This window comes from Coleofasciculus sp. B1-GNL1-01 (assembly GCF_040220235.1).
Classification (GTDB): Bacteria; Cyanobacteriota; Cyanobacteriia; order Cyanobacteriales; family Coleofasciculaceae; genus Coleofasciculus.
The window spans coordinates 81,649-97,335 of sequence record NZ_JAVJTO010000109.1 but is presented as its reverse complement, the minus strand read 5'-3'; the positions used below and the strand labels follow the sequence as shown (position 1 = coordinate 97,335).

Annotated in this window: 12 protein-coding genes and 1 pseudogene; 7 read left to right on the top strand and 6 right to left on the bottom strand. The window is 45.1% G+C overall.

What is annotated here, in order from left to right; all coding sequences use genetic code 11:
- From RID53_RS27330 to RID53_RS27320, 3 genes and pseudogenes are all read right to left on the bottom strand, one after another.
- A partial coding sequence (locus RID53_RS27330; protein WP_446391095.1) for a transposase family protein occupies window positions 1-219 on the bottom strand: 219 nt, incomplete at its 3' end.
- A 75-nt stretch (window positions 220-294) separates the two neighbouring features.
- Window positions 295-891, bottom strand: a complete 597-nt coding sequence (locus RID53_RS27325) for a filamentous hemagglutinin N-terminal domain-containing protein (RefSeq protein ID WP_446391092.1) — start codon at window positions 889-891, stop codon at window positions 295-297.
- Between the two features lie 246 nt (window positions 892-1,137).
- Window positions 1,138-1,353 (bottom strand): annotated as a pseudogene (locus RID53_RS27320) (alpha-amylase family glycosyl hydrolase); the annotation flags it as partial.
- 575 nt (window positions 1,354-1,928) lie between these two features.
- Here RID53_RS27320 and RID53_RS27315 point away from each other — a divergent pair.
- The 7 genes from RID53_RS27315 (at window position 1,929) to RID53_RS27285 (ending at window position 10,887) form a co-directional block, all read left to right on the top strand.
- Window positions 1,929-5,135: a peptide cleavage/export ABC transporter gene (locus RID53_RS27315; protein ID WP_446391091.1), complete on the top strand. Its 3,207-nt coding sequence runs from the start codon at window positions 1,929-1,931 to the stop codon at window positions 5,133-5,135.
- 90 nt (window positions 5,136-5,225) lie between these two features.
- Window positions 5,226-6,782, top strand: coding sequence for an HlyD family efflux transporter periplasmic adaptor subunit (locus RID53_RS27310; protein ID WP_006100042.1), 1,557 nt, complete (start codon window positions 5,226-5,228; stop codon window positions 6,780-6,782).
- 38 nt (window positions 6,783-6,820) lie between these two features.
- Window positions 6,821-7,279, top strand: coding sequence for a HetP family heterocyst commitment protein (locus tag RID53_RS27305; RefSeq protein ID WP_006100114.1), 459 nt, complete (start codon window positions 6,821-6,823; stop codon window positions 7,277-7,279).
- A gap of 812 nt (window positions 7,280-8,091) precedes the next feature.
- A complete protein-coding gene (locus RID53_RS27300; protein ID WP_446391090.1) occupies window positions 8,092-8,409 on the top strand; it encodes a hypothetical protein in 318 nt (105 codons plus the stop codon).
- 133 nt (window positions 8,410-8,542) lie between these two features.
- The gene (locus RID53_RS27295; protein WP_446391089.1) at window positions 8,543-8,851 is read left to right on the top strand and encodes a hypothetical protein; all 309 of its coding nucleotides are present in this window, start codon (window positions 8,543-8,545) and stop codon (window positions 8,849-8,851) included.
- 585 nt (window positions 8,852-9,436) lie between these two features.
- Window positions 9,437-10,150: a hypothetical protein gene (locus RID53_RS27290; RefSeq protein WP_446391088.1), complete on the top strand. Its 714-nt coding sequence runs from the start codon at window positions 9,437-9,439 to the stop codon at window positions 10,148-10,150.
- Complete coding sequence (locus tag RID53_RS27285; protein WP_446391087.1) at window positions 10,150-10,887, top strand: peptidylprolyl isomerase; 738 nt, start codon at window positions 10,150-10,152, stop codon at window positions 10,885-10,887. Before RID53_RS27290 ends, RID53_RS27285 begins: the two co-directional genes overlap by 1 nt.
- A 208-nt stretch (window positions 10,888-11,095) precedes the next feature.
- Here the strand turns inward: RID53_RS27285 and RID53_RS27280 are convergent, their stop codons facing one another.
- The 3 genes from RID53_RS27280 to RID53_RS27270 all read right to left on the bottom strand — a co-directional run bounded on the left by RID53_RS27280 (window position 11,096) and on the right by RID53_RS27270 (window position 14,897).
- Window positions 11,096-12,289 (bottom strand): calcium-binding protein, encoded by a 1,194-nt coding sequence (locus RID53_RS27280; RefSeq protein WP_446391086.1) that lies wholly within the window; start codon window positions 12,287-12,289, stop codon window positions 11,096-11,098.
- A 272-nt stretch (window positions 12,290-12,561) separates the two neighbouring features.
- Window positions 12,562-13,464, bottom strand: a complete 903-nt coding sequence (locus RID53_RS27275; RefSeq protein WP_446391085.1) for a hypothetical protein — start codon at window positions 13,462-13,464, stop codon at window positions 12,562-12,564.
- Between the two features lie 545 nt (window positions 13,465-14,009).
- Window positions 14,010-14,897, bottom strand: coding sequence for a hypothetical protein (locus RID53_RS27270; RefSeq protein ID WP_446391084.1), 888 nt, complete (start codon window positions 14,895-14,897; stop codon window positions 14,010-14,012).
- Window positions 14,898-15,687: the final 790 nt, after the last annotated feature.

Below are 15,687 nucleotides of genomic sequence, written 5' to 3'. Positions count from 1 at the left end.
CCGCCGAAAAGTGGAGTCAGAGGGAAAACGAGTTGGAGGCAATTGTAGACTTGTGACTAAGGCGTCATGATGCCGACGGCAAAAATCTTCCAGGGCACGATAACCTAAACAATCACTCAAGGTTCCCATAATGACCAGCAAAAGAAGTAACCACAAAGGATAACGCCGTCCTCTTTTAGCGCGAAAGTCTGGCACTTGGGTTAAGGCTTCGGTGGAGATTGACCTTCATAGCAAGCAAATGACTCGATTAAACTATGGTTACAAGATTTAGTTTACGCGCTTATCCTGGTCGCCCTAATTTTCTCTCATCACTGCGGAATTAGCCCTGCCTTGCAAAGGGGGGGCTACTTCACCATATTGCAACCCCAAGGGAACATTAATAGTAAGCAATGGCGGTGCTTCGGGATTCGTCGCACTAAACGTTGTGCCATTCTCAAATACCACCTCATTGGCGGTACTCCCAATAAAGGAACCCCGGATGTCTAATTGAGCATTTTCGCCAAAGAGAATTCCATTAGGATTGATGAAAATTAAATCCGCCGCGCCATTAACGCCTAATGTCCCCAAAATGTCAGAGGGATCAGTTCCGGTGACGCGACTAAAAATGGCTTCGATTCCGTCAGGGTTGGCAAAATAAACCCGTTTTCCTTCGTTAATATTAAATTCTGAAAAGCTATGAAATAAGGCTGAACCTCGGCTGGCGCCATCCTGAATTAAATCGGCGGTTACTCCATCGATAACCACACCATTCTGTAGGATTGAGGATTGTTCAGCGCCTAATGTAGAATCGGGTGTAATCTGGGCGAGGACAGGGTTACAGGGGATGAAGAAAAGGGGAGCGATCGCGCTTCCATATACTATACGCTGTAAGCCTTGATTGATGATCATCATAGCACCCTCTAGATGTGAGATTTAGGGAATTCCCAACCTGATATTTATTTTATTATGTCCTGTGTCCTGTTTGTAGGGGCGAGTCGCTGCACTATCATTAAGGGGAAATCCACTAATGTTATCGACTCGCCCTCCTCGTTGGTTCACCTGTTGCAAAGGATAATGCGGTGGGTTACGGCAGATATTTTATTAAAGGGTTTGTTTCCGGAATTGATTACTGCCTAACCCACCCTACGGGTTAAGCGCGATCGCACAATAGTCCGAAATATCATAACCGCCATCTTTCATCGGCGAAGGGAAAAACGGCGAAATCCAAACCGCGTCAACCCCCAAGGAGGCGATGTAATCCAGCTTCTGCACAACTCCCTGTAAGTCTCCCAACCCATCTCCATCACTATCCCGGAAGCTGCGGATGTAAACCTGATAGATAACGGCGTGACGCCACCAATCTTGGGCGGTCATAATCCTAACCAGTTATCAGTTGAGTGAATATCCCACTACCCAATACTACTCGGTAATTGTCCAATTTCGTAGATCAACAATCCTTGGCAGCCAGGGGAAATTAAACGGAACAATGTATCATACAATACAGCAAATCGGGTAAAGTTTCTCCCCGTCCCCCGTCTTCCCGTCAGCCTCAACGATCTAAGTGCATGACAGCTTCCCTGCCTACCGCTTTCACTATAAGAATCTTAATGAAAATTCTGTGAAGATGCTTATAAAGATTCTGTAAAGTTCAGCTTTAATACTTGACTTAGTATGATTAGATTGAATAGTCTAACTTAGACATCGAGTTCAAAGGAATAACAATTTTTTTTGTTTAGATAAGTAGGCAAACATACCTATTACCCTGTCATCTAAGCAAATTCCAAGTCACGCGATCTGAGTACAGCGACATTTCCGGCGATCTACACAGCTTCATATAGGTAAACCCAGTGTTACTTAACTGAGCGTACCTACTTTAGCAATAGTAACAGATTGTGAAAATTTTCTGGTTTGACCAGATCTTAGAACTAGACAATCTTAGGTGTGCGTCCATGAAAAATGTATCAGGTGGACTAACGAAATATCCTACCCCGTTAAGTTCTCCTTACCAAGGACTAGACGAAATCTTCGGCTGTGTGCTTCAGCAGTTAAGCCAAGGCTTACTCGACTCCACAACTGCCCTAGAGTTGAGCCAATCTTTTGAATTTTCCGAACTCCAGCTTGGTTTTGAACTGTTAAGTAATATTATACAACAACCCAACCCGCAACATTCTGTTCACACAGAACATAATAGCACATATTCCGATACATATCTACATATTATCGGTCAAGGGCGGGTCAGGTTGTTAGGTTTTGATCCCTCTAAGGGGCGGGAGGTTTCGGCTGAGGTACTTGAGACACCCGGAGACTCATTGGGGGCTGATCAACAGTTGTGCAATGAATCGTTACCTTACCGAGCGATCGCGGCGAGTGAAGGGTGGATAGCTCGCATTCGCTTTGATCAACTCCAACCCTGGTTAGAACGGTTCCCTGAGCTAGAAGCGCACTGGCGACAACAAGCACAAAACAGGCAGCGCCTGATTTTCTGGAAGACATTAACCCAACTGCGATCGCAAAGTCATTTAGCGATCGAGCAACTCCTTCCTTATATAGAAGAAATTCAGATTCGGGCAGGTGAGTCATTAGCGGATGTAGCAACAGAACAACCCGGTCACTTCTGGCTACATGGGGGTGAAATTGAACGTCAGGGAGCAGAATCTAATGCTCACCGTCTCCCCCCGACTATCGGCGAAAGCTGGGGACATCCACAACCTATACCAACGGATTGGGTTGCCCAAACTGATTTATCCGTTTACTGGTTGCCCCTAGAACATTGGCAAGCCGCCCAAGGGATTGTTCCAGTGTTAGCCCAGGCTCAGCCCGAGTCAACCAATGGCAGCAAACCCAATCCATCTCTAAAATCGAAAACGTCGAGAAGCTTGGTTCAGAAAACTCGGACTCAGGCTCTCCCTGTTCCCCAACCCCAGCCTGAACCCGCCTCTTTTGAGTCCCCTGATACCCAACCCATCGCCTTTCCTCAACCGACAACGGGACGTTATCGGGGACGACAGTTTTGGCGCGGTTACCCTTTCATTCAGCAGCAGAGTTCCTCAGACTGTGGACCGACTTGCTTGGCGATGATTGGGCGGTATTGGGGGAAACGGTTTAGTCTCAACTCCCTGCGGGAGTTAGCCGACGTGGGGCGAGCAGGGGCTTCGCTCAAAGGATTAACCAAAGCTGCCCAAACCTTGGGATTTAAAGCCACGCCGGTGCGGGCGTCCTTGAGTCGCCTGCAACAGCAGAAAAATCCCTGGATTGCCCACTGGCAGGGAGATCACTATGTCGTCGTTTACCGGGTGAAGGGCGATCGCGTTCTCATGGCTGATCCGGCGATGGGCAAGCGCTTGGTTCCCCGGCAAGAGTTTTTGACAAATTGGACAGGATATGCACTCCTGTTAGAGCCAACCGCCCAACTGGCAGCCGCCCCCGAGGAAAAGCGCTCTCTGAAACGCTTTTGGGGGTTGCTGTGGCCCCATCGTTCTATCCTGTTGCAGATTATCCTGGCGTCATTGCTGCTCCAGGTTTTTGGTCTGATTACCCCCCTGTTTACCCAAATTATCCTCGACCGGGTGGTGGTCAACAAAAGCTTAATCACGCTACAGGTTTTTGCCATTGGACTGGTTATTTTTGGCGTTTGGAGTATTGGCATCGGTGTCACCCGACGATACCTGCTGTTCTATTATTCCAATCGTTTGAGTCTCACGTTTATCAGTGGTTTCATTAACCATACCCTGAGCTTACCCCTGAAGTTTTTTGAATCCCGTCAGGTAGGGGACATCATCACCCGGGTTCAGGAAACCAGCAAAATTAAGGCGTTCCTGACTCAGCAAGTCATTGGTACTTGGCTGGATGTGTTGATGGTGTTTGTCTATGCGGGATTAATGTTCTACTACAACTGGCAGCTTACCCTGCTGGTGCTAGCCACGATTCCGCCGATCGCGATCTTAACAGTGGTCGCCAGTCCGTTTCTGCGTCAGAAGTCGCGGGAAGTGTTTAAGGAAGTCGCGGCGCAAAATTCCTTGTTGGTGGAAATGATGACAGGGGTAGCAACCGTTAAATCTACCGCCGCCGAACAAGAGGTGCGCTGGCGCTGGGAAGACCGTTTCACCAGTCAGTTAAATACCCAGTTTAAAGCCTTCCATCTGAGTAATGGCTTGCAGGCAGTGAGTGGTTTGTTTAATACCCTCGGCAGCACGGCATTACTGTGGTACGGAGCGACATTGGTAATTCAGGATCAGCTTACCATTGGTCAGTTTGTCGCCTTCAACATGCTCATCGGCAAAGTGACGAGTCCGATTTTGTCTCTGGTCGCCCTGTGGGATCGATTCCAAGAAATCCTGGTGTCTGTGGAACGGCTCAACGATGTCTTTGGCACCCAGCCGGAGGAACATCCTCAAGAACCCATGCTGACGCTACCCCAAATCCGGGGGGATGTGACCTTGGAAAATGTGACGTTCCGTTATGGTGAACAAGAGGAACACAATACCCTGGAAAATATTAGCTTAGAGGTTCAGGCTGGGGAAACCATTGCCTTGGTGGGACGCAGTGGTTCGGGTAAGAGTACGTTGGTGAAACTGCTGCAAGGACTTTATCACCCCACCTCTGGGCGAATCACGATTGATGGTCACGATATTCGCCATGTTTCGCCCCAATCGTTACGTTCTCAACTCGGCGTGGTTCCCCAAGACTGTTTCCTCTTCTCCGGTACGATTTTAGAAAATATTAGCCTCTATCGACCGGAATTTACTCTGGAGCAAGTGATTGAAGTGGCTAAGTTGGCAGAAGCCCATGCGTTTATTCAAGCCTTGCCCTTGGGATACAACACCAAAGTCGGAGAGCGGGGTTCGACGCTTTCCGGGGGACAGCGGCAGCGAATTGCCATTGCTCGTGCTTTGTTGGGGAACCCCCGGATTTTGATTCTGGATGAAGCGACAAGTTCCTTGGATACTGAGTCAGAGCGACGCTTTCAAGACAATCTAGCCCGGATTAGCCGCGATCGCACCACCTTTATTATTGCTCATCGCCTCTCCACTGTGCGGAATGCCAACCGCATCTTAGTGCTAGACCGAGGCATTCTCGTGGAACAGGGGACTCATCAGGAATTAATGGCACTTCAAGGTCTTTACTACCATCTAGCACAGCAGCAGTTGGATCTTTAAAGTGGTCTGAATTCTGACCAGAAATGTTATCGGTTCATATCCACAGAATATTAGCGTTTCCCAACTGACCACATCTAGGATGTAACAGTTATGCAAAAAACAACTGTGTCAATACTGTCACCGTCTCAGGCTGCATCAATTTATGGAGGTACAGCCACCTCAGTGCAACCCAATGAGCAGAAATCTCCAGAACCTTCAACACCGACGGTCAAATGGTCAACGGCTTTACAGACGATGCTTGACCAGCCGCCAGCCGGGTTTCCCCAGCGACTGATGGTGGGCGGGTTAGCCTTCTGTATCGCATTTGGTGCCTGGGCAACCTTTGGTCACATTGATGAAGTGGGTAAAGCCCATGGACGATTAGTGCCAAAAGGCAATGTCTATAAAATTCACTCGGTTCAGTCTGGCAAGATTGTCGATATTGAAGTTGAAGAAGGGGAGTTAATTAAAGCTGGGCAAGTTTTAGTGGAATTGGATACCGAACTTGCCGTAACAGAGGTTAAGCGCTTAGAGCAACTGCTCAATTCCCAGCAAACCGAATTAACCCAAGAAAAAGAACTGATAGAGAGAACCCGTCTGGAGGCTCAAACCCGCCAACGCATTGCCCAGGCAGAGGTGCAAGCCCAACAAGCTGCCCTGGCTCAAGCTAAGGCAAAGATCACCGTGTTAAAGCAGAAATTGCCGCAATTGCACACAGAAAAGGCGTTCCACCAAAAAAGACAACAACGGCTGCAACCTCTAACTGCTCATGCCGATGAACTCTTTGCCCGACGGCAAGCGGAAGCAGAAGCTCAAGCTGAACGACTCAAAACCCTCAAACCCCTCTTGGAAGAAGGGGCAATTTCTTCAGAAATGGTGTTTCAAGCTGAACAAAGTCTGCGTGCCAGCCAAAGTGCGATTATCCAAAGTCAACTGCAAGAGGGGACGAGTACTCAGGAGCAGCTATTTCAGGCACAGCAAACCTTGCGCGATTTGGACTTACAGATGATTCAAGCTCAAGGTGAGTTACAACAGACCTTGGCAGAAATTGACCAACTTCAGGCAGGATTGGCTCAAAAACAAACCGAGGTACGCCGCAGTCAGATTGAAGCACAGGAGCGAATACAGCAACTGGAAATGGAGTTGACCCAACTCAAAGCCAAGATTGCGGACAATAAAAATCAGCTAGTTAGGGCTAAAGCTCAACTCAACCAGCAATTTCTCTATGCACCGGTGGATGGGGTGGTTTCATCCCTCAGCGTTAGCCATAGTGGTGAGGTGGTGCAACCCAGCCAAACCGTTGCGGAAATAGCACCCAAAGGTGAGCCGTTGGTACTTTCAGCCAGTTTACCCAACCATGATGCTGGTTTCATTAAGGTGGGTATGCCCGTGAAGGTCAAGTTTGATGCTTACCCCTATCAAGATTACGGCATCGTGACGGGCGAAGTTACCTACATCTCTCCTGACAGTAAAGCCGACGAACAATTCGGTGTCGTTTATCACGTCGAAGTTGAGCTAGACCGCAATCATGTTACCGAAGGTGGTCATCAGATTGAGTTTAAGGCAGGTCAAACTGCCACGGCTGAGATTATTATCCGCCGCCGCCGCATTGCCGATATCTTACTGGAACCCTTCCGGGAGCTGCAAGAAGGTGGCATCAGTCTTTAATTGTCGATAAATGTTGTTGAGTTTAGAGAAGGATAGACATGACGTATAACATGCCAACGATCAATGCCAAACGTGAGAAAACCCTCGATCCCGAACAGTTCGAGCAGATAATAGACGCCATTCGCCAAGGGAAGTATTCGTGGGCTTGTGTTTTGCTGCTGCGTTTTGCGGGTCACAATCCCCAATACTATATTCCTTACCGTACCTACAACCGATTGAGGAAAGAACATAGTTCCCAGAAGCCTCAAGAGAATCTTCAGAGTGGGGACACCTCTGGGAACCCAGGACAACCAACCAGAAAGTCCTCCTGCAAAATCGCTGACCTGAATCACTTAGAAGTCGTTGATCACAAAACGCTATCGATGAAAGGCGGCTATAACCTACAGGGGTTGCCAGCAATTGAGTCAGAAGACTGTATCCCAGATTCTGTAGCGCCTTCGGATGATTGGTTTTCAGGCGTATCGTCTCTGTTTAACCGCTTGACTGGGTTGGGTTAGGATTCACTATACCTTCCTTATCGTAATCGTAGGGGCACGGCAATGCCGTGTCCCTACAGCTATTATTTGTCCTATATATATAGGGAATATTCCGGCGTTCTTCTGGTTACTCAATCACATCTTCAACAGCAACTGGGTATGGGGAGTTGTTTTCCCAGCAAGTTTTGGCATCGGCTTTACTGAATCTTCATATTGAAAAAGGCAATCTTCATCAAAGCTTTAAAAAAAGGGGTTGTCTTTTTTTAGTAATAGTGAATCATTCACATTTTAGTTTCTCTAGAAAAGAATAAAAATCCTGCTGCCAAAATGGCAGCATGGACTTAATTTAATGGGTTTTTATCATTGAAGATAGTGTAATATCAAAATTGTTGGCTTCTGTATTGAAGGGTAAACAAGAGTCACTGTCCTAATAATGAGCAATGACCGATGTCCCAGCGGAAGCGACATTAATCAAGTTGTACTCCGTTTATAGCGGTTCTCGAGTAGATGAAGTCAATCCTCAAAGCTAGAAAGGCTTTATAGTATGAGGCATAGCTAGACCTAACTAATCGAGGAATTGCTGTCAAGCAACAGATTTTATATAAAAGCCCATCACCGAGCAATCCTAATTCTAAAACTCTAAGAATTAGGAGGATTTTCATGTCTATTTTTACACAAAATACTTCTCCAAAGTCGTGTTTTTATTGCTCTGCCAATTTGGCAGTAATTAGTTGAAAAAACCTTGTATTTTAAATTTGCACAAGCTATATTGAATACAACAGCAAAAAACAAATAACGCTGAAATCAATAAACTTGCACAAAGGAGAAAAACCATGAATATTTCTGACCTGAATCACCTAGAAGTCGTTAATGAAGACAATAAAGTCGTCGGTCGTGGTAGTTTAAACCAGTATACCGATATTTACAAAGACGTTGACATTGACTTCTATGAAGATGTTGATGTGTACAAGAATCTCTACACTTACTCCTCTGTGCGTGGAAACAGTGCCTTTGCTGAAGGTGATGCTTCTGCTAGCGGTCCTCACACTAATGCTGAAGCTTTTTCTTTCACCTATACTGATCCCTACTTCTCTTCAGCAGGTGCAACCTCTCTGTCTCAAAGTGATAGCTACTGCTACTACTGCTACTGAAGCTAAGGAGAGCTACTAGTCCAAGTAGAGTAGGAACCAGTAGCTCTCAAATGAACCGTTTGATGTTTTGCCAAATCCAACAGCAAAAACCCAGAAAACTGAAATAACTTGATTGCCAAAAAGGAGAAAAACCATGAATATTTCTGACCTGAATCACCTAGAAGTCGTTAATGAAGACAATAAAGTCGTCGGTCGTGGTAGTTTAAACCAGTATACCTACATCAACAAGGATGTCTACATTGACTTCTATGAAGATGTTTATGTATCCAAGTATCTAAACACCTACTCCTCTGTGCGTGGAAACAGTGCCTTTGCTGAAGGTGATGCTTCTGCTAGTGGTTCTCACACTAACGCTGAAGCCTTTTCCTTCAGTTATACCGATCCTTACTTCTCTTCAGCAGGTGCAACCTCTCTGTCTCAAACTGATGGCTACTACTATTAAAGCCAATGGGAGCTACTCATAAAGGTTTTATGAGTAGCTCCCGAATTGGAAAAGAAGTCAATGGCAACATATAAACTATTCCATTTAGTGTATAATTTTTTGGAGGTTATGGCGTCCTGATTTCATGATTTGGACGCTTATAATTTTCAAATTTGGTTAAAATAAGTAGGTCTCATGGGTGAAAATTAACGGTAAAGAGCGTCCTTTGTAAGGGGTTAATTAATACTGACAGAATAGGACGTAGTTCAGTTCTATTTCTATTAACTTATTGAAAAACCCAAAAAGCCTTAATAGGAAATCAATATGGCTAAATCAACAAACTACGCTTTTTGTATTTGTGTAATCGGGAGCTTCGTGATTGCTATTGCTCCTTCTGCTCCAGCGGCAATTATTAGTGCAGGCGCTTCTAGTAGTTCCTACGTGAATTTCTACGGGGCAGGTGCTAACAGCAATGGGACAGCCTCTTCTGTTATAGAACACAGTAACAGTCGCCTTACAATGTTCATGCCTGGAGGCATCACCAGTAGTGCTAGCAATTTTTATTTAATCAGAGTTCCCTAGTGTTAAGGAAGGACTGGTTCACCAATGATGACCAAATTATATTTGATATTAATCAGCTTAATTAGCACTTTAGCAGTTACTTCGCCCTGCCTAGCTCAAATAGTTAGCGCAGGTGCTTCGAGTAGCGCATTCGTGAATTCCCAGGGTGCAGGTGCAACCAGCAGTGCAACAGCCACCTCACCCACAGGCACCAGTAGCAGTAGTCAGACGATTTTTGTACCTGGTGCTACCGTCAGTGGTGGTAGCAGTTCCGCTAGTGCCTCCACGAATGCTCCGCCGACAACCAGTGCTAATGTTTTCACAGATTTTTTGAGTAGTCCTAATCCTGGAGCAACGTTTACGCCCGGGGCTACTTCCAGTGGGGGTAGCACTTCAGCCAATACCTCCGTGAATACTCCGCCGCCAGCAACCACTACCGTTGCTCCCAGTTCCCTCAGTAGTCCTAGTCCTGGGACAACAACTCCTTTGTCTCCAGCAGTTAATAATCAGCCAGGGTTTTCCCCCAGTGTCACCGCTAACCCGACAAGCGCTCCCCCGGCTTCTATTGCACCCTCTTCCCCCAGGGTGAGAGTAATCCTACCGAACCCCAGCATCAACAATCCTGCAACTACATTTATCAGCATTTTTTCCGCATCCAGCTTTGTCCAAAAAGATAGTAATATTTCCTACAGGGTTGTCGGTGTACCTAGCCGAGTTTTCCCAGGGTTAGGTTTAAGGAGAGTTCCAATCAATCGATAATGGTGGATACAGGCGCGTCCGTTGAGTCAGAAGAAATTGTTGAGTTTCTCAAACAAGACATACAGTATAAAAAAGTCTGTCATCAGATTTGGTCGCAACGAGTCATTGAGCGAGCGACTCAGGAACGAGGCATAGTCGTCACGCCAGAAGAAATTCAGGCGGAGGCAGATAAGCAACGTCAGGCAATGCACTTGGAAAAGGCGGCTGACACCTTGGCTTGGTTGGCGGATCAGAGGATAACACCTGATGATTGGGAAGCAGGAATTCGTCTGCGCTTGCTGACCCAGAAATTAGCCGATTGTTTGTTTGGCAACGAGGTAGAAAAGTTTTTTACTCAAAATCGATTAGACTATGAGCAAATTTTGCTCTATCAACTGATTCTTGCCTCTGAACCCTTGGCGCGAGAACTTTTCTATGAAATTGAAGAAGGGGAAATTAGCTTTTATGAGGCAGCCCACCTTTACGATATTGACCCAGAACGCAAGCGTCGGTGCGGTTATGAAGGAAAAGTTTACCGCTGGCGGTTAAAGCCGGAAATGGCATCGGCAGTCTTTTCAGCACCTATTGGCGAGGTAGTCGGTCCAATTAAAACTGATCTCGGTTATCATCTGTTACGAGTAGAAGAGTTTATCCCCGCCCAATTAACCCCTGAACGGTCTCAAGAAATTCTCAATCGCCTATTTGGACAATGGTTAGAAAGTGAAGTTACCCACCTGATTCACAGCGAAAATGATTGAAAATGTTGCTAGTAGTCTTTTTAGCTCTCCTGTATTTATTATGCTTAATTAACATTGGACAAGAGGAAACACAGAAAAATTTTCTGTTTTTTAGTAAGAGCAATAATCAGGTAAATTTATTCTTCTCCAGGTTTTCGGAGTGGTGGTGGACTGTAGGTATAAACCCTACCCACATCTAAAAATTATGAGTAGGGTTTTTGACATTCCGTTAGACGAAAATAAAAGGATTGGCTGTAACAGATGCGACTCCTTCCAAAACAGCAATGAGTTCAGTACCGTTAGAAATGACAAGTGTACTTGTAACATCATCTACGGTTATGGGATCTAGATGATAACTTTGTCCTGTTCCTCCTTTGACCTGAAGCTTATCTAAACCATTCTGGAAATCCCTGATCAAGGCAAAGTCGCCACCGCCAGCCGCGTCGTAGAAGACGTTATTAATATCTCCCAGAATAAACATATCGGCTCCAGGAGCAACACCACTGGCATCGCCTCTTAAGCTATCAATTTCAAAGTCTCCTGTCCCCCCAGTACCGTTGAGTATGTCATTACCAGTAAATCCTGTGAGAATATCATTGCCACTACCTCCGACAAGGATATTATTGCCTTGATCCCCAAATAAAAAATCATTGCCAAGACCGCCACTAAGAGTATCACTATCAGTAGTGGCAAAAGGATTACTGGATAAACCAGCAAAAAGCCAATCATCGCCTTCACCTCCAAGGAGGTTATCAGCACCTGCACCCCCCTCTAACGTATCCTGACCAGCGTCGCCTCGCAGGTCATCATCACCGCTTTCTCCAAGGAGTAAGTCATCGCCGAAGCTAGCAAGAGCTGTGTCGTCGTCATCTCCACCCTTGAGGACATCATTGCCACTACCGCCCAGTAGTGTATCATCGCCGCTCTCCCCATTCAGGATATCATTAATACCTGTCAAGGTCGTGCCATTGTAATCGTACGTGAGTGTACCGTTACCCTGACCAATACCCCCTAACAGTCGGTCATTGCCAGCTCCGCCGTTGAGGATATCGTCACCACTACCTCCATCGAGTAAGTCATCCCCATCATGTGCAAAGAGCAAGTCATTTTCGCTGCCTCCAAACAGCTTGTCGTTACCAAATCCTCCTAATAATGTGTCATTTCCCTGATCACCTCTGATGAAGTCATCGCCATCTTCGCCAAAAAGCAGGTCATTTTCGCTACCTCCATACAACTTGTCACTACCGTTCCCCCCGACTAAAGTATCATTGCCTTGATCGCCCTTGATAAAGTCATCACCATCTGCTGCCAAAACCAGGTCATCGCCACGACGACCATAGATTACATCATTACTATTTGTTGCAGCAGGATTAGTGGTTAGATTGACGATATCATTGTTGCTGGTTAAGTTGAGAAATACCATTGGTTTAACTCTCCATTTATTGGATTTGTAATTGATTTCTGTCAATAGTGTAGATAAAATAAGCAGTAAAATGGAGCATCTTGAAAAATAAAGCTGCCATTTTGGCAGTCCTGTTTAACTAGCATATTATCTAGTCGTAGGCATCTTTTTTTACTATTTTTAATATTTTATTTTAATCAACAAAATAACCTGATCAACCTCCTAAATTCAGGCGATTGATCAGATATCAATTATTGGCTATAAATCAGACAATAATCTGCTTATACCTGTGACTACAAGATTCTCCTTTTTGATCGACAACCCATGCTGATAGATCTACCAGCTAGACTGAGCCAGCCACCAAATATTACTAACGCGAGAGTGCTAGCAGGCTCAGGTGCTTGAACTGTTGCTTTGGTTTCTTTGGTTTCTACGAACGTTAGATAAGTCGGGCGATCAAACTGACGTTGATAGGAACCCATTGCCAAGAGATCCGCCGACTCTTCCTCTATGTCAACACCAAAGTCTCCAGAGGGTAGGAATGTATTTAAGGTGAAGTTGTCGCTAGCGTCAACTGAGAATAAGTCATCCTCTCCTAAGGAGTTTAATTCTCCAGAGACTGAGAAGAAGTCAAAGACTGTTTGATTCGCTGGATTAGGGTCAGTTCCTCCTAACACCACTAACGATATATCCACCGCCGCCGTACTCTTTTCCCCTGACGTTGCCAGGTTAAAGAAAGCCGTAAAATCGAAAGAAAATGATTCCGTCGAATTCGGGGCTGGATTAAGCAAAAATCCTCCAATTACTGATGCTTCACTTTTGGCAAATCCGAAGAAATTTTCTTGATCACCAAAAGCGTTACTCACGGTTGTGTTCGTAGCAAAAGCTGGAGGGTTTGTGAAAAACAGTGAATCGGCTTGGGCGATAGCCGTTACTGAGTCCCCTGTCGATGCGGAACTGGCATTTTCACCCTCATCTGCATCTAAGACTGAACTGACTGGTGTCATTGTCACCGTATTCGTCTTCGCTGAAACTGTAGAATAATCTGGGCTTTGACTAAAGTTTTCTAGAAATACATTAGCCTCAGCCGAAGCAAACGTTGCCGCCAGACTTGGTGAAACTAGCAATACCGAACTGGTTACTAATGGTGCAGCAAAGGACAATACACTTTGAGCAAGTCTCAGTTCTTGTTTCATGATTTTCTCCTTATCATCAATAGGGACAGCACAATCTCACGCTCGACATAGCGGTTATAAATATCGATGTGTTGGCAAGTAAATCAGACTGAATTTAACTGTTATTTATAATAGTTAATAACAGTTGAGAGAATTAAATGGTAGTTACATACAGCCGAGTATCAGTAAATTGTAATTCTCGTAACTTCCAACGCTTTATAGTTGTATCCTATCCCTAATATAAATTGAATGGGTGAAGTTAGTTTGAAAATAAAAATCTTTTTTTAAAGGGTTTATGAATTGGTGAATTCCCTAATCTCAACCGTTAACTTTTATGAAAATCCACCTACTTATCAATTTAGGTGTGCCACGCTAGTAGCTCTTGCTCAGGGGGACGACAGGGGGGTGGGGGTGTATTCATTGCACGATTAAAGAGAAATGGTATCAGATTAAAGTCTATCAATTATTTAGACTTAATCCAGGATTAAAAAGCATAAGTAATCCCTCAATTCAAGGGATTACTTAAGGAATAATGTGTCATCAAAATGGTTTAGGAAAATCTATTCCTAAGAAATTCTACGTCTAGAGTTCAAACCGACTAAGCCACTAAAAACCAATAAACCTAGAGTGCTAATCGGCTCAGGTACTTGTGCAGAGTCTTTAACTGTTGCCTTGGTTTCTTTAGTTTCTATGAACGTTAGATAAGTTGGGCGATCAAACTGACGATGATAGGAGCCGATCGCCAAGACATCCGCCAATTCTTCTTCTAAGTCTACACCAAAGTCTCCCGATGGCAAGAAGGTATTTAAGGTAAAGTTGTCGCTGACTTCAACCGAGAATATGTCATCCTGTCCTAGGGTGTTTAACTCTCCGGACACAGAGAAGAAATCAAAAACCGTTTGATTCACCGGATTAGGATCAGTTCCCCCTAAAATTACTATGGATATATCAGCTTTCGCCTTACTCTCTTCTCCTGAAGTGATTAGGGTAGAGAAAGCCGTCAAATCAAAAGAAAATGTTTCCGTCGAATTTGGGGCTGGATTAATCAAAAATCCACCCGTTACCGACGCTTCACTTTGGGCAAACCCGAAAAAGTTTTCGGCATCGCCAAAAGCCTCACTCAAGGTTGTGTTAGCGGCAAAGGCTGGAGGGTTCGTAAAAAAGAGTGAATCGGCTTCGGCGATAGCCGTTGCTGAGTCCCCTGCCGATGCGGAACGGGCATTTTCACCCTCATCTGAATCTGAGATGACATTGACGGGTGTCATTGCCATCGTATTCGTTTGAGCTGAAACCGTAGATAAATCTGGGCTTTGATTAAAGTTGCTTAGCAATACGTTGGCTTCCGCCGAGGCAAAGGTCGCTGCCAGAGTTGGTGAAACCGCTATAACTGAACTCGTGACTAGAGGTGTAGCGAAGAACAATATGTGCTGAACCAGTCTCAGTTCCTTTTTCATGAATTATTCCCTGATTGTTAATCAATTATGGGCAGCCAAATTTATCGCTTAGCTAACTTATGCAAAACCTAGGTTTCACTAGCAGTAAGTCGGACTTATATCATGTCCTGATCGATGATTGCCCATAATTGTGATGACCTAAAGCAAGGAGTTTCAGCCATTTTTATCAAGGGTATTTGAGCGGACATGATTTAAGGAGGAACTGTTCCTAGCTGCCAAGTCACGAACAGTTTCTCGACTCAATTGAGGGGTCAGTTCAGCAGAACGACAATTCGTTCAAAATTTTTGCGCCCGCTGAAAAGGTCTGTATTAGTATTTTACTCATAACTGAACTTTAATAGATAAAGTTATCTTAAAGCTATAAAGCGATAATTTAAAGATTTTGTAAATTTGTTAGACTGACGACAGCCTCTAAGTAGGGGGTGCAGGGGAAGCTGGGGCATAATTTTGACGGGTAATACCAAGTTGCGTTCAAAGATAGCAGATAGAGGTGAGGGGGTGAGGGGGTGAGGGGGAGATGAGGAAATTGGGGAAAAAGAAAGTTCTATATATATTAGACGGCAACTGGGTATAAGTATCAAAAGCTACCCGGTACGAGTGGCTGAAAACCAGAATTAGCAACGGTTTTGGCTTAAGTTGATCCGGATGGATGAGACGCCGCCCCCACAACACAGCAGCGTAGTTCGGCTGGCATAGGAATGCTACCGTTATTTTGGAATCATGGGACACCAAGGATGAGCTTAACGATCGCTCATACCTAGGTCAGATGAATCAAATGGGTATTTCCTGT

Bases quoted from the DNA above. Each gene is read 5' to 3' on its own strand.
- RID53_RS27325 (WP_446391092.1), bottom strand. From the start codon at position 891: ATGATGATCATCAATCAAGGCTTACAGCGTATAGTATATGGAAGCGCG.
- RID53_RS27315 (WP_446391091.1), top strand. From the start codon at position 1,929: ATGAAAAATGTATCAGGTGGACTAACGAAATATCCTACCCCGTTAAGT.
- RID53_RS27310 (WP_006100042.1), top strand. From the start codon at position 5,226: ATGCAAAAAACAACTGTGTCAATACTGTCACCGTCTCAGGCTGCATCA.
- RID53_RS27305 (WP_006100114.1), top strand. From the start codon at position 6,821: ATGACGTATAACATGCCAACGATCAATGCCAAACGTGAGAAAACCCTC.
- RID53_RS27300 (WP_446391090.1), top strand. From the start codon at position 8,092: ATGAATATTTCTGACCTGAATCACCTAGAAGTCGTTAATGAAGACAAT.
- RID53_RS27295 (WP_446391089.1), top strand. From the start codon at position 8,543: ATGAATATTTCTGACCTGAATCACCTAGAAGTCGTTAATGAAGACAAT.
- RID53_RS27290 (WP_446391088.1), top strand. From the start codon at position 9,437: ATGATGACCAAATTATATTTGATATTAATCAGCTTAATTAGCACTTTA.
- RID53_RS27285 (WP_446391087.1), top strand. From the start codon at position 10,150: ATGGTGGATACAGGCGCGTCCGTTGAGTCAGAAGAAATTGTTGAGTTT.
- RID53_RS27280 (WP_446391086.1), bottom strand. From the start codon at position 12,289: ATGGTATTTCTCAACTTAACCAGCAACAATGATATCGTCAATCTAACC.
- RID53_RS27275 (WP_446391085.1), bottom strand. From the start codon at position 13,464: ATGAAACAAGAACTGAGACTTGCTCAAAGTGTATTGTCCTTTGCTGCA.
- RID53_RS27270 (WP_446391084.1), bottom strand. From the start codon at position 14,897: ATGAAAAAGGAACTGAGACTGGTTCAGCACATATTGTTCTTCGCTACA.